19 protein-coding genes are annotated in these 18,190 nt (G+C 59.9%); 8 read left to right on the top strand and 11 right to left on the bottom strand.

Features of this window, described 5'->3' with window-relative positions; genetic code table 11:
- Positions 1-176: 176 nt before the first annotated feature.
- From ACR0AG_RS01220 to ACR0AG_RS01210, 3 genes are read right to left on the bottom strand one after another with little or no spacing between them, the layout of a single operon-like run.
- Positions 177-1,166, bottom strand: coding sequence for a YcjF family protein (locus ACR0AG_RS01220; RefSeq protein WP_480835571.1), 990 nt, complete (start codon positions 1,164-1,166; stop codon positions 177-179).
- The gene (locus tag ACR0AG_RS01215; protein ID WP_480835569.1) at positions 1,159-1,614 is read right to left on the bottom strand and encodes an N-acetyltransferase family protein; all 456 of its coding nucleotides are present in this window, start codon (positions 1,612-1,614) and stop codon (positions 1,159-1,161) included. Before ACR0AG_RS01215 ends, ACR0AG_RS01220 begins: the two co-directional genes overlap by 8 nt.
- Positions 1,611-3,026, bottom strand: coding sequence for a YcjX family GTP-binding protein (locus ACR0AG_RS01210; RefSeq protein ID WP_480835567.1), 1,416 nt, complete (start codon positions 3,024-3,026; stop codon positions 1,611-1,613). Before ACR0AG_RS01210 ends, ACR0AG_RS01215 begins: the two co-directional genes overlap by 4 nt.
- A gap of 107 nt (positions 3,027-3,133) precedes the next feature.
- Here ACR0AG_RS01210 and truA point away from each other — a divergent pair, with 107 nt between their 5' ends.
- Positions 3,134-3,901 (top strand): tRNA pseudouridine(38-40) synthase TruA, encoded by a 768-nt coding sequence (truA, locus tag ACR0AG_RS01205; RefSeq protein ID WP_480835565.1) that lies wholly within the window; start codon positions 3,134-3,136, stop codon positions 3,899-3,901.
- On the opposite strand, the gene ACR0AG_RS01200 is transcribed toward truA, so the two are convergent.
- From ACR0AG_RS01200 to ACR0AG_RS01185, 4 genes are all read right to left on the bottom strand, one after another.
- Positions 3,898-4,830, bottom strand: a complete 933-nt coding sequence (locus tag ACR0AG_RS01200; protein ID WP_480835563.1) for a nickel/cobalt transporter — start codon at positions 4,828-4,830, stop codon at positions 3,898-3,900. The genes truA and ACR0AG_RS01200 overlap by 4 nt on opposite strands.
- Positions 4,815-5,462, bottom strand: coding sequence for a DUF1007 family protein (locus tag ACR0AG_RS01195; protein WP_480835561.1), 648 nt, complete (start codon positions 5,460-5,462; stop codon positions 4,815-4,817). Before ACR0AG_RS01195 ends, ACR0AG_RS01200 begins: the two co-directional genes overlap by 16 nt.
- A 74-nt stretch (positions 5,463-5,536) precedes the next feature.
- Positions 5,537-6,337: a thioesterase family protein gene (locus tag ACR0AG_RS01190; RefSeq protein ID WP_480835559.1), complete on the bottom strand. Its 801-nt coding sequence runs from the start codon at positions 6,335-6,337 to the stop codon at positions 5,537-5,539.
- An 11-nt stretch (positions 6,338-6,348) separates the two neighbouring features.
- The gene (locus tag ACR0AG_RS01185) at positions 6,349-7,581 is read right to left on the bottom strand and encodes an acyl-CoA dehydrogenase family protein (RefSeq protein WP_480835557.1); all 1,233 of its coding nucleotides are present in this window, start codon (positions 7,579-7,581) and stop codon (positions 6,349-6,351) included.
- Positions 7,582-7,704: 123 nt separating this feature from the next.
- Here ACR0AG_RS01185 and ACR0AG_RS01180 point away from each other — a divergent pair, with 123 nt between their 5' ends.
- On the top strand, positions 7,705-8,640 hold the full coding sequence (locus tag ACR0AG_RS01180; protein ID WP_480835555.1) for a 2-hydroxyacid dehydrogenase: 936 nt from the start codon (positions 7,705-7,707) through the stop codon (positions 8,638-8,640).
- A gap of 12 nt (positions 8,641-8,652) precedes the next feature.
- On the opposite strand, the gene ACR0AG_RS01175 is transcribed toward ACR0AG_RS01180, so the two are convergent.
- Positions 8,653-9,003, bottom strand: coding sequence for a hypothetical protein (locus ACR0AG_RS01175; RefSeq protein ID WP_480835553.1), 351 nt, complete (start codon positions 9,001-9,003; stop codon positions 8,653-8,655).
- Positions 9,004-9,171: 168 nt separating this feature from the next.
- On the opposite strand from ACR0AG_RS01175, the gene ACR0AG_RS01170 reads away from it, so the two are divergent.
- The 3 genes from ACR0AG_RS01170 to ACR0AG_RS01160 all read left to right on the top strand — a co-directional run bounded on the left by ACR0AG_RS01170 (position 9,172) and on the right by ACR0AG_RS01160 (position 11,459).
- Complete coding sequence (locus tag ACR0AG_RS01170; RefSeq protein WP_480835551.1) at positions 9,172-10,005, top strand: bifunctional allantoicase/(S)-ureidoglycine aminohydrolase; 834 nt, start codon at positions 9,172-9,174, stop codon at positions 10,003-10,005.
- 89 nt (positions 10,006-10,094) lie between these two features.
- Positions 10,095-10,418, top strand: a complete 324-nt coding sequence (locus tag ACR0AG_RS01165; RefSeq protein ID WP_480835550.1) for a hypothetical protein — start codon at positions 10,095-10,097, stop codon at positions 10,416-10,418.
- Positions 10,419-10,472: 54 nt separating this feature from the next.
- Positions 10,473-11,459 carry a type I glyceraldehyde-3-phosphate dehydrogenase gene (locus ACR0AG_RS01160; RefSeq protein WP_480835548.1) on the top strand — a complete coding sequence of 329 codons (987 nt, stop codon included), beginning with the start codon at positions 10,473-10,475 and terminating at the stop codon, positions 11,457-11,459.
- A gap of 97 nt (positions 11,460-11,556) precedes the next feature.
- Here ACR0AG_RS01160 and ACR0AG_RS01155 read toward each other — a convergent pair whose 3' ends face one another.
- Positions 11,557-12,045: an ureidoglycolate lyase gene (locus ACR0AG_RS01155; RefSeq protein ID WP_480835546.1), complete on the bottom strand. Its 489-nt coding sequence runs from the start codon at positions 12,043-12,045 to the stop codon at positions 11,557-11,559.
- Positions 12,042-13,460: an allantoinase PuuE gene (puuE, locus tag ACR0AG_RS01150; protein WP_480835544.1), complete on the bottom strand. Its 1,419-nt coding sequence runs from the start codon at positions 13,458-13,460 to the stop codon at positions 12,042-12,044. Before puuE ends, ACR0AG_RS01155 begins: the two co-directional genes overlap by 4 nt.
- A 164-nt stretch (positions 13,461-13,624) precedes the next feature.
- Between puuE and uraH the strand changes: the two genes are divergently transcribed.
- Positions 13,625-13,981 (top strand): hydroxyisourate hydrolase, encoded by a 357-nt coding sequence (uraH, locus tag ACR0AG_RS01145; RefSeq protein ID WP_480836849.1) that lies wholly within the window; start codon positions 13,625-13,627, stop codon positions 13,979-13,981.
- A 4-nt stretch (positions 13,982-13,985) separates the two neighbouring features.
- Here uraH and ACR0AG_RS01140 read toward each other — a convergent pair whose 3' ends face one another.
- Positions 13,986-14,900, bottom strand: a complete 915-nt coding sequence (locus tag ACR0AG_RS01140; RefSeq protein WP_480835542.1) for a LysR family transcriptional regulator — start codon at positions 14,898-14,900, stop codon at positions 13,986-13,988.
- A 96-nt stretch (positions 14,901-14,996) separates the two neighbouring features.
- On the opposite strand from ACR0AG_RS01140, the gene ACR0AG_RS01135 reads away from it, so the two are divergent.
- Both ACR0AG_RS01135 and ACR0AG_RS01130 read left to right on the top strand, forming a co-directional pair.
- Positions 14,997-16,220: a urate hydroxylase PuuD gene (locus ACR0AG_RS01135; protein WP_480835540.1), complete on the top strand. Its 1,224-nt coding sequence runs from the start codon at positions 14,997-14,999 to the stop codon at positions 16,218-16,220.
- A gap of 152 nt (positions 16,221-16,372) precedes the next feature.
- Positions 16,373-18,181 carry an autotransporter assembly complex protein TamA gene (locus ACR0AG_RS01130; RefSeq protein WP_480835538.1) on the top strand — a complete coding sequence of 603 codons (1,809 nt, stop codon included), beginning with the start codon at positions 16,373-16,375 and terminating at the stop codon, positions 18,179-18,181.
- Positions 18,182-18,190: the final 9 nt, after the last annotated feature.

The following is an 18,190-nucleotide window of genomic DNA, read 5'->3' as shown; positions in this document are numbered from 1 at the left end:
TGGATCGCTGATTGGGACAATGCGATTTTCGCGATACGCGTCAGATCAACAGACTGTCGAGGCAGGCGAATTGCAGGCTCCGATGACCCAAAGCCAAACTGGCTTGGGTTCCGTCGCCGTTTCTCTGAAAGATGCGAACCTGCCCTAAACCCTGTGCCGCAAACCCGTTCGGCGCTTTATGAGCGGGAAAACAACCCGCTCAGGGCGCGCTTGATCATACCTCTGGTCGATGGCTTGTGCCGGGCCGAGAACGGCAGCGGGCGGCACACCTCCATCGCTGCTACGCCGACCCGGGCGCTGAGCGCACCGTTCACCAGACCTTCGCCAAAGCGCCGGGATAACTTGCTTAGAACGGACCCGCCCAAAACCGGTTCGAGCAAATCATCCCCGACAGCCACGGCGCCGGTCGCAACAAGATGCAAAAAAACAGCGCGCGTGAGCCGCCAGCTGCCCAGAAAACCCGCGCGACCCCCGTAGATTTCGGCCACCCGGCGGATCATCCGCAAAGACGAGGCCAAGGCAGTGACCACATCCGCCAGAGCCAGCGGAACCAAAGCGGTCACGGTTGCGACCTGACGGGCGGCGGCTTCAACCTCGCGGCTGGCGGCCGCATCAAGCGGGGCGAGCAATTCGTCTTCGGCCAGGGTCAACAGTGTTTCCGCATCAAACTGATCCCCCATGCGTTCGGACAGGCGTTGGCGTCCCCAACGCGTTTCCTCGCGCCCTTTGTAGAAAGACAGCAAACGGCGGGTCACAGCGCGGGCCTGATCCAGGCTGTCTTCTGCGAGGGCGGCATCCGCGGCGCGGCGCATGCTGTCGACGCTCGACAACCGGCTGATCGCGGCCAGTTCGCGCAGGGCGATGATCAATGCGACCAAGATCAATGCGGCGATCAAGCCAGTGACGACCCAGCCCAAAATCGGAGCACGCGCCAGCAGCGATGTGGCGAAATCCCACGCCGCAACGGATACAACGGCCCCGACAACAGCCAGCGCCAGCCCCCAGAACCATCGTGACAAGGCCGAGGATTTGCGGGCGGCAAAACAGGCGGCACTCTGCATCGCCTGCCCTTGCGGGGCGGCGATATCCGGCACGGGTGGCGCGTCGGACACCTCAACGCTGGCCGCTTCGTCCTCAAGATCAATCAGAACCGGACCTTTAGCCATGATCAGCCTCCTGCCGCTGCCAGAGGTACTTGATATCCGGCAGGTTTTCGTCGTTTTCTGACCCGTCGCCGCGTGCAATCTCGACAAAACCATTGCGTTCATAGAACCGCTGCGCCGGGTGGTTGGCCTGAAATGCATAAAGGCTGAGCTCGGATCGCCGCGCTTTGGCGTGATCCAGCAGTTTCCTGCCCACGCCCTGCCCGCGCGCATGCTGCACGAGGTAGAGCGATTGCACCTCATCTTCGATCAAGGCAAGAAACCCGATCACCACGCCCTCGTGTTCTGCAACGGTGACCCAGCCCTGATCGATCATCCGGCCACAAAAGGCTATCGTTTCGGCCCCGGAGTGGAGCTGGGGCATCCAGTCATGTTCGCGCGCAAAGTCATGCAAAATCTGGCCGGTGGTTCCGGCGTCGGTGCTACGCGCGGGACGAAGGATGACGCTCATAGCCGATCCCCGATCAGGAATTGAGCGGCCCGGTCCAGACGGATATGCGGCGGCCCGTCGCCGGGCTGAAGGGTCAGCTTCGCCGGTGCAAAAGCCATGAACCCATAATCATCACCCAGCCAGTTCTCAGCCCCATCGCGGGCGGGTGCCAGCAGATGAGCGGGGTCTTCCGGCAACTCTCCGGGGTAGAACGCGGCCTGCTTGCCGCCGTCCAGCAGCCTGCCGCGCACGCAGGGCAGGTCAGATCCGTAATGGCTGCGCATCTCTTCGGTTGTCGCGCGCAGCGAGGCCAGCGACAGCGCCGCCGTTTCGGCCCCCGCAAACCGCGCCCGATCCTGGGCATCGCGTGTCAGCGCTTCCATGATTGCGGTCAGGCGCGGGTGTTGCAGGTGGTGCAAATGGTCGGCCTTGGTCGCGGCAAAGAGGATGCGTTCGACCCGTTTGCCCAGCAAAAGCTGGCTCAGCCATGCGTTTCGCCCCGGTCGAAAGGCCGACAGGATATCAGCCATCGCGCGGCGCATGTCTTCGACCGCTTGCGGGCCTTTGTGAATGGCGCCCAGCGCATCAACCAAAACGACCTGCCGGTCGATGCGCGAGAAATGATCGCGAAAGAACGGCTTCACTACCCTGGATTTATAGGCCTCGTAGCGACGTTCCATTTCGCGCTGCAAGGTCCGGCGGCGCGACGGATCGGTGATAGGCAATGGCGCAAAGGTCAGGACCGGTGACCCCGCCAGATCACCGGGCAGCAAAAAACGCCCCGGCGTACAGTCGTAAAACCCCGCTTCGCGCGCACGGTTCAGGTAGTCGGTGAACGCCCCGGCCAAGGCCAAAGCGGCAGGTTCGTCGTGGGGCGCAGCAAAGTCGGTTGCTTTGGCCTGGGCCAGAAACTCTACCGCCTCGGCACGGTTTTCAATCCGTTCCAACGTTTCCTGAGACCATTCCGCATAAGACTTGTCCAACAGGGCCAGATCCAACAGCCATTCCCCCGGATAATCGACGATATCCAAATGAATCGTCCGCGGCCCTTGCAGCCCTGACAACAGCCCCGCAGGGCGCGCCTTGAACGACAGCCGCAGTTCCGACACGGATCGGGTGCTATCCGGCCAATGCGGCTCTGGCCCGGTCAGGTCGGACAGATGCGCCTCATAGTCAAAGCGCGGTACCGTATCGTCCGGCTGAGGTTGAAGGTAAGCCGTTGAAATGCGCCCTTCCTGATGTGCCGCCAACCCCGGCATACGCCCACGATCCAGCAGGTTGGCGACCAGCGAGGTGATGAAAACCGTTTTGCCCGACCGCGCCAATCCGGTAACGCCCAGACGGATGACCGGCTCAAAGAACGTCTCGGACACGCTGTCGCCAATGGATTCGACACCGCGCACCAGACTGTCTGCCAGGGAAGAGATGACCAAACTGTCGCCCCGCTTTTTTCGTTTATCCCAAGATAGGTAGCGCCCGCGGCACATGCCAGAGCTTTCGGCCTCTTGCCCGGACGCCCGAGGCGCGCTACCAGCGCGCCATGCCCAGATACGCGCTGAAAGTCGAATACCAAGGAGAGCCCTTTGCCGGGTGGCAGCGGCAAAAGGATCAGCCGTCTGTTCAGGGCGCGATCGAGGCTGCCCTGTCGCGCATTCAACCGGGCGAGCACACAATCGCAGCCGCGGGCCGCACGGATGCCGGTGTTCACGCGCTGGGTCAGGTTGCCCATTGCGATATGGATCGGGAATGGGACCCGTTCCGCCTGTCCGAGGCGCTGAATTACCACCTCAAGCCGCAACCGGTGGCGATTCTGGCAGCCGCACCGGTGACCGAGGATTGGCACGCGCGGTTCTCTGCGGTTGAACGGCAATATCTGTTTCGCATTCTGATGCGGCGGGCCCCTGCCACGCATGACAAGGGGCAGGTCTGGCGGATCAATCATCAACTGGACGTGGACGCCATGCAGGCCGGGGCCGACCGGCTGATCGGACGGCATGATTTCACGACGTTCCGGTCGTCGATCTGTCAGGCGGCAAGCCCGGTCAAAACACTGGATGAGCTGCGGGTGGAATCGGTGCAGGGTGTCTCCGGCCCCGAAGTTCACTTCCACGTCCGGGCGCGATCTTTTCTGCACAATCAGGTGCGCAGCTTTGTCGGTACTCTGGAACGGGTCGGTGCCGGGGCATGGACCCCAGATGATGTCAGTGATGCTCTTGAGGCCTGTGACCGCGCGGCTTGCGGTCCGGTTTGTCCGCCACAGGGGCTGTATCTTGCGCGCGTCGGCTATCCCGGTCCGGTTTTCGGCTAGAGCGTTCGCAGCAACAGGCCACCAGCAATCACGGCGATCATCAACCCTGCGACCAGTTCGATCGTCGGGGCCAGAACCGACGCGAACCGCGTGGCCGAGGCCGAAGCCAACAGACCGCCGCGCAGTCCAAAAGATGTCCACCCGACCAACGTCGTGACCGTGGCGGTGCCCAGCGCCATGGCAAAGGCCCCTGCGATGCCAACCATGGCGATGCCCATCTGCCATGTCAGGATCAGAACAAACAGCGCCCCCGTGCAGGGCCGCGCCGCAATACCTGCGATCAGCACGAGGGCTTCGCGCAGGTTGCCGACCTTAGCAACCTCTTCCGCGGTGGGACCATGTTTATAGCCGCATTCGGAACAGACGTCATGGTCGTGATCGTGGTGATGATGGTGATCATGGTCGTGGCTGTGTGCATGCGCGACATCTGCACGGTGCCGCCGGGCAAAGCTGCGGACCCCGCGAAAGACCAGCCACAAACCGATGGCCGCAATCGCCCCGTAACTGATCGGCGCCATGACCTGTTCGGTTGTGTTAACAAGGGTATCGCGCGACAGCTGAAAGACCAGCACTCCGGCATAGACCAGCACAACGGCCGTCACCGCCTGCCCAAGGCTCGAGGCCACGCTGATCGCCGACAAACGCCAAAATGCCACGCGCCGTCCCAACCCGTAGCCACCGATCAGGACCTTGCCGTGACCCGGGCCAATGGCGTGAAAGAACCCATAGGCGAAACACACGGTCAAAAGGGTCGCAACGGCCTGCGGTTGCTCGGCCCGGGCCGCGCGCAGGGAACGGGCGATCTGGTTTTGAAACTCACGCTGTTCACCCGCAGCCCAGGCCGCCAGATGGTCAAACCCGCCGCTGCCCCAAAACCAAAGCAGCAAGCCGAAAGCCAGGGCAACCGGAACAATCAGGTATTTGGACATGAAACACGGATCTCGGTTGCAAAGCTCTCACCGACCAGCGGTATGTCGTTCTCTTCCAGATCGTAGTCGGCATCCAGCGTCAGCAGAAACGCACGCATCTGGGCCAACTGCCCGTCAATATCCGGGTCGATACGTTCAATCGCGCAGATCGCAGGGCCAGAGATGGTGACCGGGCGCGTGACCTCGTAGGCGGTGTAATAGGTCTCGTCAAAGGGTTTGGCTGTCAGGGATTTGGCAACAATCCCGCCGCCTTCGACCGCGCGCAGATGCGTGGTCACGATACGCCCATCCTCGGTCGTGGCAGTGGCCTCTTGCGGGCCGGACAGAGCAACTGGTTCACCCGCAGCATAAAGCACAAGATCGCCATTATACCCGTCAATCCACTGGGCATCGAAACCGGCCAGAAACTGTTCTTCGGACTTGGTCAAAATCCCGTCGCCGTCCTGGTCCAGCTTCATGTCTTCAAGCTGGAACAGAGAGTAAAGCTCATCATACGCCCAGGTCACACGCACATGGGTCAGGTGGCCTGTTTCATCCACAATGAATTCGAGCCCCGTATCGATAAAGACATGAGGGTGCGCTGCTGCCGAAACGGGCAGACAGAGCGCCAGATATGTTGCCAGCCATCGCATGCGATGAAGATAGGTTGCGCGTCCCGCAAGGGCAATGCCGTTGGGTCCGCAAAAGCGCAATCCGGCCCATGGGCTTACGTCTGCGGGAACAGAACCAAAGTCTGCAACGCAGTGCCAACCGGGCCTTCGGTATCAAAAAGCACCGATTGCGACATGCCGATCCCCGTAGACCGCCAGTGCGAGATCGACTGCGAGGCAAACCACTCCCCCTTCGGCAAACGATGCATCTGCACGGTCAAGTCCGTGTTCATAAAGCCGATTTCCGTTGTTGGCGCATTCCAAGAGATACCATTTCCACAATCGGCCAGCGGGCACAGCGCCTGAATCGGAGACTGCGTTTCACCGTCCAGCAGCGACGGGGTTCGCATCCAGACGGTCTTTGGACCTGCCCCCTGGTTGCCACCTGCGGGATAGAGAATGTCTGCGAAATGCGCGAACCCTGGCAAGTCGTGGCGCATGGCACCGATTGGAAACGGCCCCTCCACGACGTCCTCCAGGCTGATCGGCGGGATGTCTACATTCGCGACGGGCCCCAGGTCACGCTGAATGACGTGCATTGTGGTGGCTGTTGCGCACAGGGTGTCGTCCAGATCGTGCACCGTCACATGAGTTGTCGCCAGCGTCTTGGTGTGCCGCGTAGTCTCAGCCGCCACCCTCAGACCGCTCAGCGGCAAAGGGCGCAGCAAATTGACCGTCAAGCGGGTGAGCATCTTCTCTGCCCCCACCTCGGTTTCCGCCGCGCGCACGATCAGGCCCGCCACGGGACCGGCGTGGCAGTGATCGGCGGACCAAGGGCCGCGCGCAGGATCATTGCCCACAAAAACACCCTGGGCATTTTGGTGGAAGAAACTTGGTTTTTCGATCTCAGCCTGCATGCAAATCTGCCTCAGATCTTTTCCTGAGTGTGCTTTTTCAGCTCTGCCCGCGCCACCTGACGGCGGTGCACCGCATCCGGTCCGTCCGCCAGCCGCAGCGTCCGCACATGGGTCCAGGCGGCGGCCAGAGGCGTATCCTGACTGATCCCTTGTGCCCCGAACATCTGCACGGCCTCGTCAATCACCTTGAGCGCCACGCGCGGAGCAATGACCTTGATCTGGCTGATCCAGGGGGCCGCTGCCCTTGCATCGCCCTGATCCATGTACCAGGCCGCTTTCAGGCACAGCAGGCGGGCCATCTCGATCTCCATTCGGCATTCGGCAATGATGTCGAAATTCGCCCCAAGCTGCGCCAGCTTCTTGCCAAACGCCTCGCGCTGAAGGGATCGTTTGCACATCTGCTCCAGCGCGGTTTCCGCCTGCCCAATCGCGCGCATGCAGTGGTGGATACGTCCCGGGCCCAACCGGCCCTGAGCAATCTCGAACCCGCGCCCTTCGCCCAGCAACATGTTTTCAACCGGAACGCGCACGTTAGTAAATCGGATATGCATGTGTCCATGCGGCGCGTCGTCATGGCCATAGACTTCCATCGGGCGCAAGACCTGGATCCCGGGTGAATCAGCAGGCACAACAATCATCGACTGACGCTTGTGCTTTGGCTGCTCGTCCCCGGCGGTTTTGACCATGACGATGTAGACCTTGCAACGCGGGTCGCCTGCGCCGGATGACCACCACTTTTCGCCGTTCAACACGTAGCCATCACCGTCGCGCACACAGGACATCGAGATATTGGTCGCATCCGACGAGGCCACATCAGGCTCGGTCATCAAATAGGCCGACCGAATCTCTCCGTTCAACAACGGGCGCAGCCATTGTTCTTTCATGGCCTCGGTTCCATAACGCTCGAACACTTCCATGTTGCCGGTATCAGGAGCCGAGCAGTTGAACACTTCGGCACCCAGTGGCGTCTTGCCCATCTCTTCGGCGAAATAGGCGTATTCAACGGTGGTCAGACCGAATCCCTTGTCACTGTCGGTCAGCCAGAAATTCCACAGACCTGCAGCTTTGGCCTTGGCCTTAAGCCCTTCGAGGATTTCTGTCTGGCGATCGGTATATTGCCAGCGGTCTCCGGTGTTGATTTCGGCCTGATACTCGGCCTCAAGCGGCATGATGTCGTCACGGATCATGTCGCTTACGCGTTGCAGCAGCGCTTGGTTTTCCTCGCGCAGTCCGAATGTCATCATGACGAACCCTCCTTTGCCCCACCATCGGGCTTTACCTTTGGCCAGAGGATGGCTTAGCTGCCATCACACTGTCCAGTTGCGTGACGGGACGTCACTTTGGCAAATCGAGATAAGGAACCGCCGATGGCACTGTTGATTGAGACCGGATTGACCAATTGGCTCCCCGACGAAGAAATCGCGGCAGAGATCAAGCGCTTGGTGCCCGATCTGGATGTGCGCACGCCCGAGAATTGCGGTGATCCTGCGGACATCAGAATGTTGGCCGTTGCGGGGCTGAGCAACGACCAACTCGCCCGCTATCGAAATCTTGAACTGGTGCAAAAACTGGGGGCAGGCGTCGAAACCATCGTATCCAACCCGAATTTGCCAGATCATATGCGTATCGCTCGATTGAAACCCGATGCGCCTGCACAGGGCATTGCCGAGTGGTTTCTGGCCTATATCCTGCGCGCCCAGCGCCACATGCAGTTCCACGAGGCCTCACAAAAGCGCGCCGAATGGGTATCCAAGGCCCCGATCCTGACCCTTTTGACCACTGTCGGCGTGTTGGGTTTGGGCCATATTGGCAAGCGCACGGCAGAAATGCTGCACGCGGTCGGGTTTCAGGTGATCGGCTGGAGCCGCTCTGCCAAAGAGATTGACGGTGTCACCTGTTTGCATGGCGATGAGGCTTTGCCCGCGCTGCTGGCCCAATGCGACCATGTTTGCGCCATTCTGCCCTCGACCCCCGAAACCGTTGGATTGTTTGATGCCAGTCTTCTGGCCGAAATGAAACCGGGCAGCCAATTGCTGAACGCAGGCCGCGGAGATCTGATCGACGAGGCAGCCTTGATCGCCGCGCTTGACCTTGGAACGCCGGGTCATGCTGTTCTGGATGTGACCTGCACGGAACCCCTGCCCTCAGACAATCCGCTTTGGCGCCATCCGGGCGTGACAATCACACCGCATGTCTCGGGCTGGCATCTGGGCGATGCGCTGTCGGACGTTGCCGAGAACTTCAAGCGGTTGTCAGAAGGTGCGCCGCTGTTGCATGAAGTGGATCGCCAAAGGGGCTATTGATCGCCCCATCGGTCAGGGAGCAAGGATCCAGTTTCCGTTGCCATCGTTACAGCGCCGCGTTCTGATATCGCGCGCTGCATCCTCTCCGGCCGGTTGGACAATATGCTGAAGCACCACGCAGTTGCCCTGCACGCTTTGTATCCGGACCGTGCCTTTTGATCCGGTATCTGCGTTGGTCCAGGCCTGTTCCTGACCGGCGCTGGGTGTACCGCCGGACAACATTGAATTTGCGGTTGCGCTGACCACTTCGAAATCCGCTGGGCTCAACCCCATTTCGGCGATGATTCTGGACAAGGGTTTGGCGTGAACAGATGCACCGACAATCAATGCTGCTGTCAGTGCCAGTGTGAAACGGGCCGCCATCGCTGTCTCCGTAGGTTTGAAATCAATTTGATAGCGAGACTATACGGCGGCGAGATGAACTCCAAGCCCGCCTTCAAATTTTCCCGAACAAACCTATCGCCGCGCAGACGCTAGGCCCGGTTCGCCAATCCCAGCATAGTGCGTTCAAACACAACTCCGAGGCACCAGATGGCAAATCCAACATATTATGCCCCGCACGGGGGGCACCCCGGACAGGACCAATTGCTTACCGACCGCGCCATGTTCACCGACGCTTATGCCGTCATTCCCAAGGGCACGATGCGCGATATCGTGACCAGCTTTTTGCCGTTTTGGGAGGGCACCCGCCTATGGGTTCTGTCCCGCCCGCTCAGCGGCTTTGCCGAGACGTTTTCGCAATACATCATGGAAGTCCAGCCCGGCGGCGGCAGCGACCGACCCGAGACGGACACACAGGCGCAGGGTGTGCTTTTTGTGGTCGAGGGCAAAGTCACGCTGAGCCTTAATGGGGCCGAACATGTCCTGACCGAAGGTGGCTATGCCTACATTCCGGCGGGTGCGGATTGGGCGCTTCACAATCGCGGTGATTCAGTGGCCCGGTTTCACTGGATTCGCAAAGCCTATCAGGCTGTTGACGGGCTTTCTTCACCCGATCCGATCGTGACCAACGAACAGGGTATCGCCCCAACACCCATGCCGGGAACCGAGGGGCGCTGGGCAACAACGCGATTCGTGGACCCCGAAGATCTGCGTCATGACATGCATGTCACCATCGTCACCTTCGAACCCGGCGGCGTGATCCCCTTTGCCGAAACTCATGTGATGGAGCACGGGCTTTACGTCCTTGAAGGCAAGGCCGTCTATCGCCTCAATCAGGATTGGGTCGAGGTCGAGGCCGGCGACTACATGTGGCTGCGCGCTTTTTGTCCGCAGGCTTGCTATGCGGGCGGGCCGGGGCGGTTCAGGTATCTGCTTTACAAGGATGTGAACCGCCATATGCCGCTGTCGCAGTCCGCACGATAATCAGCCAGAACTGTTGCGCGACCCGGGGGTTCACATACAAGCCGCAATCTGATGAAATAAGGGCAGGTTTTCGGTATTGGAGATTTTCGATGTTATTGCGCGCAACGGGTCTGGTCATCGCCACTATTGCCGGTCTGTCGGCCCTGAATGCGACCCCGGCGGCGGCCAAGGAAGAAACCAAGTCGGTTTTTGTCATGAGCCGCACCTGGGCCGTCACTCAGGTCTCCGACGCCCCGGTCGTCTACCGCGCCACGCGCGACAACAACAATCTGAACCCTTTTGGCCCGCCGCCCCGTTTGCGGACCGTTCAGGCGATTGCGGCCATCCAGCAGGCAACCGGGTGCAAACCCATCGTTGCCAGCATGTATCAGAACATCTCGGGCCAGTTCTTTTCGCAGGTCAGCTGCAACTGAAATTGGTACAATACTTTCATTGAGATCGCCTGTTTCGCCTGACATAGCTTGCGCATGAAACTCGCGATCAACGGATTCGGCCGTATAGGCCGCACGATCCTGCGGCAGGTGCTGGCGCTGCCCAGGGATACGGATATCGAACTGGTGCTGATCAACGATATCGCACCGCTTGAGACATGCGCCTATCTGTTCAAATATGACAGCACCTTTGGCCCCTATCCGGGCGATGTAAGGGCCGATGGTCCGGCTCTTGTGGTCGAGGATCGAACCATCCCAATGACCCGTAGCCCGGACCTCCGCCAGATCGACCTGTCCGGGGTCGACGTGTTGCTGGACTGCACAGGGGTTGCCCGCACGACAGATGTCGCCAATCAAGGCCTTGCAGCCGGGGCGGGCAAGGTCCTGATCTCTGGCCCATCCCCGGCAGCAGAAATCACCATCGTATTTGGGGCCAACGAAGACAAACTTGGTGATGCGCGCATTGTGTCCAACGCCTCTTGCACAACGAATGGCTTGGCGCCTCTGGTCAAGGTTCTGGACGCGCTCGTCGGGATCGCGTCTGCGCATATGACGACGATCCACTGCTATACCAACAGCCAGCCGATGGTAGATGCCCCACGGGGTGATCTGGCGCGGTCCCGGGCTGGCGCGATGTCGATGGTGCCAACAACCACCAGCGCGACCCATCTGATTGATGAGGTGCTGCCGCATCTCAAAGGACGCATCTCTGGCGCGGCTGTCCGGGTGCCCACGGCCAGCGTGTCGGCCGTGGACCTCGTGGTGACGTTAGAGCGTGCTACTGACGCGAACGGCTTTGAGGCCGAGCTGCGCGCCGCAGTTGATGCCTCACCCGTCCTGGGCTGGACAGATATGCCGCTGGTGTCATCCGACCTGCGCGCACGGCCCGAATCGCTTGTCATCGCAGGGCCGGAAACGCGCGTCGTTGGCGATCGTCAGGTGCGTGTTTTTGGCTGGTACGACAACGAATGGGGGTTCTCTGCGCGCATGCTGGACGTCGCCCGTCTGATGGCCGGAAAATAGGCGCGACCGCAGCTTGCGGGCCTGCCCGCGAGCTGCCCGGCCCAACCGGTCAGGCGGCATCTTAGATGCAGTCGGAACGGGCGGGAGATTTCGCTTTTCAAGCCGCAACAACGGTGTATGGCACGTCGAACCAGTGTTCCTCCAGGTTCGCACCCTCACCAATCCGGTCGACGACGGCAAACAAACCCGGGCTGTGCAGCGGTGTCAAAACCCCATGCCAGGTTCCGCGACGAAAGTTTATGGCCTGCCCGGGTGCGGTCAGAAACGCGAGGGGGTCGCCCGGCTTTCCATCTTCATCCGGTGCAACGATCACCAAAAACGGGTTTTGCGTCATCGGAACAAAGGTCTGGCTTCCATCCGGATGACGTTCAACCATATCAAGCTGGTAGGGCAAGCTGCGCGGATTGGCGTCAAACAGGCTGATCCCGGCCCGCCCATCGAAAAAATCCAGCGCGGCCAGGTCATGATACCGTCCGCATTGACCCTGATTGATGACCTTGTCCGGGGCACCGCTGATTTGGATCAGATCCCCAAATGGCGCAAATTTCTCGGCTGTGATCGGCTGGGTTGTGATCTGTCGGGTCATGACGGCAAAAGATCCTGCAACCGAAACGCGGCAATGCGTTCCACCTGTCGACAAGCCTCGGCAAATTCTGTGTCGCGATCCTGCTCTACGCGGCGCTGAAACGCCTCAAGGATCGAGGCCTTGGTATGATCGCGCACGGCAATGATGAAGGGAAAGCCAAACTTTTCGGTGTACTGCGCATTCAACCGCGTGAAGGTATCGCGTTCCTCATCCGTCAACGCATCCAACCCGGCCGAGGCCTGCTCGGACGTGCTTTCCTGCGTCAGCCGTTTGGCCTGTGCCAGCTTGCCTGCAAGATCGGGATGTGCTGTCAAAACGCCCAGACGTTCGTCCTCGGACGCAGACCGGAACACCCGCGACAGCGCGTTGTGCAGCCCGCCTGAGGTGTCATGCGCCGCGCCAAGTTCCAACTCAAACGCGCGTTCGGCAATCCATGCGGAATGCTCGAAAATGCCACCAAAACTCGAAACGAACTCCTCCTGCCCCATTTCCGACGGGCGCACGCGGTGCGCGGGCGGATGTGTTCTTTCCCAATGCTCAGCGATCTGCAGACGTGTCGCAAACCAGACATCGGAAAACCCGCGCGCATAATCCAGAAACCGTTTTAGCGCCACAACGCGCCCCGGACGCCCGATCAGGCGGCAATGCAAACCGATGGAAAGCATCTTGGGCGCGCCTGCCTCACCCTCGGAATACAGCGCATCGAAACTGTCCTTGAGATACGAGAAAAACTGATCGCCCGAATTGAACCCCTGCGGCGTCGCAAAGCGCATGTCGTTGCAATCCAGCGTGTAGGGCACAATCAACTGATCCCTGCCACGAACCTGCGTCCAATAGGGCAGATCGTCCGCATAGGTGTCTGCGACATAGGCAAATCCGCCCTCTTCCGCGACAAGCCGCACGGTGTTCTCAGAGCATCGACCCGTGTACCAGCCGCGCGGGCGTGTGCCGACGACTTCGGTGTGCAGCCGGATCGCCTCGGCAATCTGCGCCCGCTCCTCTTCCTCGGGCATATCCTTGTGTTCAACCCATTTCAGACCATGGCTTGCAATCTCCCACCCTGCCGATTTCATTGCGGCAACCTGATCTGGCGACCGGGCCAGGGCTGTCGCCACGCCATAAACCGTGATCGGCAGGTCACTCATCATACGGTGAAGCCGCCAGAACCCGGCCCGCGACCCATATTCGTAGATGGATTCCATGTTCCAATGGCGTTGACCGGGCCATTGAGCAGCGCCTACGATTTCCGACAGGAACGCCTCGGACGCTTCATCCCCGTGCAACACGCAGTTCTCGCCGCCCTCCTCATAGTTCAGCACGATCTGCACCGCCAGCTTCGCCCCGCCGGGCCATTGCGCGTCAGGCGGGTTGGCGCCGTATCCGATCATGTCGCGAGGGTAACGAGGCGGCTGCATGGCACTTTCCATTTTCGGTTTCTGGTCTCGACAGCCTTACCTTAGAAAATCATCCCTGATTATCAAATCAATCCGAACGCTGTTTCCGGTTCTTTCGGCATTTCAACAGTTTTGATGTTTGATCCAAACTGTGGCACATCACTTGCAATAAGATGGAGAGACCCTTGGCAGGCTACCTGACGACACATGTTCTGGACACAAGCCGCGGTTGCCCGGCAGAGGGTTTGAAAATCGCACTGTATCTGGTCACAGGCAATTCACACAAAAAACTGATCGAGATGCAGACAAACGCGGACGGTCGCACCGACAGCCCGATATTGCCGCAGGACAAGTTCAAGCCCGGCACCTATGAGCTGGTCTTTTTTGCCGGCGACTATCTGCGCGCGACGGGTCAGGACGGGGACGATCCGCTGTTTCTGGATCAGGTGCCGATCCGATTTGGCATGTCCGACGCCGAGGCGCATTACCACGTGCCGCTGCTGCTCTCGCCCTACGGATATTCGACCTATCGCGGCAGTTGATCCGTCAGGTTTCTGCGCTGCGCACCACTTTGCCCATCCGCTCGATCATGAAATCCATGAACAGGCGGGTCTTGGGATCCTGATGCCGCCGATGCGTATAAAGACACGCCATCTGCACCGGCATGGGAGGCGTTTCGGTTGCAACCGGAACAAGGCGGCCCGCCTTCAAATGCTCGGCCACTTCGAACACAGGCTTCATCGCGATCCCTTGCCCCGACAACGCCCAATCGGTCAGCACATCGCCGTCGTCACACTCGAACCGGCCTGAAACCGCAAACCGTTTGGCCCCTTCGGGCGTTTCCAGCATCCATTGAAACTCGGTCGCACCCGGAAAGCGCAGGTTGAGGCATTCGTGCTTGTCCGCAATCAGATCCGCACCTGTCTTGGGCATCCCACGACGTTCGATGTAGTCCGGCGCGGCGCATAGCACGCGCTGACAATCGGCGATTTTGCGGATACGCAGCGTGCTGTCCTCAGGTTGGCCAATAAAAAACGCCAGATCCAGCCCTTCGGTCGTCAGGTCTATGGACCGGTCTGTCAGGCGTAATCGCACGTCTATCTCGGGGTATTTCTGCAAGAAATCCGGTACATGAGGCGCAAGCAGCCGCCGTCCGACCCCCAGCGGGGCAGCAACGAACAGCGACCCGCGAGGTGCCTCGATCAGATGGGTAACCTGCGCCTCGGCCTCATCCACCGCATCCAGCACCGACACCGCGCCCGGGTAAAATGCCCGCCCTTGTTCCGTGGGTGTCAGATTACGGGTCGTGCGCTGAAACAGGCGCACACCCAGATGATCCTCTAGCTGCGAAATCCGTGCCGATGTGACCGCGGGTGAAATTCTAAGGTCACGTCCGGCCGCAGACATGCTGCCCAGATCGTAAACTCTGACGAAGGTGCGAATGTTCTCAAGATAGGGCATCTTTTCGTTTTTTTTGATACAGTTTGCCAATATACGGGAATACCGAATAAACGCCCGTTTGCATAGTGTGACGACACCTGATCGGAGAGCTTTTGCATGTATGATTTTGCCGTGTTCTGGGATTGGATGGCGTTTGCCGTGCGTTGGTTGCACGTGATCACCGCCATGGCCTGGATCGGATCGTCCTTTTATTTCATCGCTTTGGACCTTGGGCTCAACCGCGATATCGCCGGCCCCGCTGACGGCGAGGAATGGCAGGTTCATGGCGGCGGCTTCTATCATATCCAGAAATATCTGGTGGCCCCGGAACGGATGCCGGATCACCTGACCTGGTTCAAATGGGAAAGCTATTCCACCTGGCTGAGCGGCGCGGCGCTTTTGATGATCGTCTATTGGGTCGGCGGAGAACTTTATCTGATTGACGCGCAAAAGGCCGATCTGGCCCTGTGGCAAGGTATCTTGATCTCGGCAGCTTCGCTGACTATCGGCTGGCTGGTCTATGATTTCTTGTGCAAATCCGAACTTGGCAACCGTCCGACCCTGTTGATGGTGCTACTGTTTGTGATGCTGGTCGCGATGGGCTGGGGCTATAACCAGATTTTCACCGGCCGTGCGATGATGCTGCATCTGGGTGCATTTACCGCGACGATCATGACGGCCAATGTGTTTTTCATCATCATGCCCAATCAGCGCATCGTGGTGGACGACCTGAAAAACGGGCGCACGCCGGATCCGAAATACGGCAAGATTGCCAAGCTGCGGTCGACCCACAACAACTATCTTACGCTGCCGGTTGTGTTTCTAATGCTGTCGAACCACTACCCGCTGGCCTTTGCGACGCAATACAATTGGATCATCGCCGCGTTGGTCTTTCTGATGGGCGTCACGATCCGTCACTATTTCAACACGCGCCACGCACGGGCGGGCAATCCGACCTGGACATGGCTGGTGACTGCGCTGCTGTTCATCGCGATCATGTGGCTGTCTTCGATCCCGATGCATCAACCAGTAGAAGAAGCCGAAGAGCAGACCCTCACGCCCTATGAGCAAATGTTCGCGGCAGCAGATGGCTTTGAAGAAGCGCATGAGATCGTTTTGGGACGATGCTCCATGTGCCACGCGCGCGAGCCGGTCTGGGACGGCATTCTTTGGCCGCCCAAAGGCGTGTTGCTTGAGACCGAAGCGGATATTGCCCGCAACGCGCAGCAAATCTATCTGCAGGCCGGTGTCACCCACGCGATGCCGCCCGCAAATATCACCTATATGGAACCCGAAGACCGCGCCGCGATCGTGCGCTGGTTTCGAAACGCCGGGCTTTGATCCCAAAATCAGCCGCCGGGCAAACAAAACACTCCGTTTCCGCGTATAAGTTCTTTCCCTGAGGGGAAACAGATGCTCTAAGATGAATGCAACACTCCGCTTTTTCGTATTGTTGCGGATAAATAGTTTCAGCTTGGGGCAGTTGAGATCACATGGGAAAAAAGGGCCGATCGCGCAGCGTTCTGACGTGCTGGTTTTTAGGCACGGTCACTGCCCTTGCCCCGGGAATTGCCCAAGCGCTGGAAATCAGCCTGTCAGCCCCAGGCGCTCCGGCAGAACTTGTGGATCGGCTGGAAGAGACGTCTTCGGTCTTCACCGCAGAGTCCCGGGGGCTGGATACGTCGCTTGAAATCCTGTCTGCGGCCTTGTCGGACTACCGGACCATCGTTCAGATCATGTATGACGATGGGTATTTCGGCCCTGTGGTCAGTATCAAGCTGGACGGTCAGGAAGCCGCCGACATCAACTCACTAGAGGTGCCCGCCCAATTCAACCGCGCCGTGATCACGGTGACGGCGGGACCGGTTTATACATTCGGCACAGCGGTGGTGGAGCCGCTGGCGCCTGATACGGAATTGCCCCCCGAGTACGCCACGGGCGAACGGGCCACCACCGGGGCGATACAACAAGCGGCATCCGCCGGGGTACAGGCCTGGCGCAATGCGGGCCATGCCAAAGCCGAGGTTGGTGGCCAGACCGTCATTGCGCGCCACGCGCAGGCCCGCTTGGATTCCGATATTGATCTGACCCCCGGCCCGCGCCTGACCTTTGGCAAGATGTTCATCGAAGGTGACACCAATGTGCGCCACCGCTCGATTGAAAAGATTGCGGGGTTCCCGACGGGTGAGGTCTATTCCCCCGAGCAGGTGCAAAAGGTCGGCACCCGGCTGCGCCGCACCGGCACATTCAGCGTCGTGTCCCTGAAAGAGCGCGAAACACCCAATCCTGACGGCACGCTGGATTTTGACGCCACGTTCGAGGATCTGCCCCCCCGCCGCCTGACCTTCGGGGCCGAGGTCGCCTCGCGCGATGGGGTGGATTTGTCGGCCACATGGACCCACCGCAATGTCTTTCGGCGCGCCGAGCGTTTGCGATTCGAATTCACGCTCAGAAACATTGGTGGGGCCGAAGATATCGATGGCCGCATCGGTCTGCGGCTGGATCAGCCCGACAGGTTGGGGCCGGATGACAACACATTCTGGAGCGCCCTGCTGGAGCGGCGCAATACCGAAAACTACAACGTGACCATCGCGTCACTCGCCTATGGTGCACGGCGCACATTTTCTGACCGACTCTATGCCGAGGCATCCGCAGGGTTCCAGTGGTCGAGCGCGGATGATGCCTATGGCGATGATCGCCGGTTCCGATATTTCATCATCCCCTTCCGATCCGAATGGGACCAAAGGGACAGCAAGGTCAGCGCCACGCGCGGCTATTATCTGGACGCACAGGTCATGCCTTTTGTTGGATTGTCGGGCACGGATACCGGTATGCGCATGTTCTTTGACGGGCGCGCCTATACCAACCTGGGCACGGGTGGACGCATCGTGCTGGCCGGTCGGGTCCAGCTGGGTTCTGTCGTTGGGCCGCCCGCCGACGGTGTGACGCCCGATTTTCTGTTTTTCTCAGGCGGCGCCGGAACAGTGCGCGGGCAACCGTTTGAAAGCCTCGGCATCCCTGTGGGCAGCGAAGTCGCGGGCGGTAAATCCTTTCTTGGCTTTTCCGGCGAGATCCGCGGCAAGGTGACCGAATCCCTCTCGCTGGTCGGGTTCTACGACTATGGCGCGGTCGATTCCTCGTCTTTTGTTGGCAGCGGTGCCGAGTTTCACTCTGGCGCGGGCATAGGTGTGCGCTATGATCTGGGTGGCTTTGGCCCCCTGCGCTTTGACCTGGCCGTGCCGGTTCAGGGGGACACGGGCGACGGGCTGCAATTCTATCTCGGGATCGGACAGGCCTTTTGACGCATCGTT

Source organism: Ruegeria sp. H6 (genome assembly GCF_056532975.1).
This window is presented reverse-complemented; position numbering and strand designations above follow the sequence as displayed.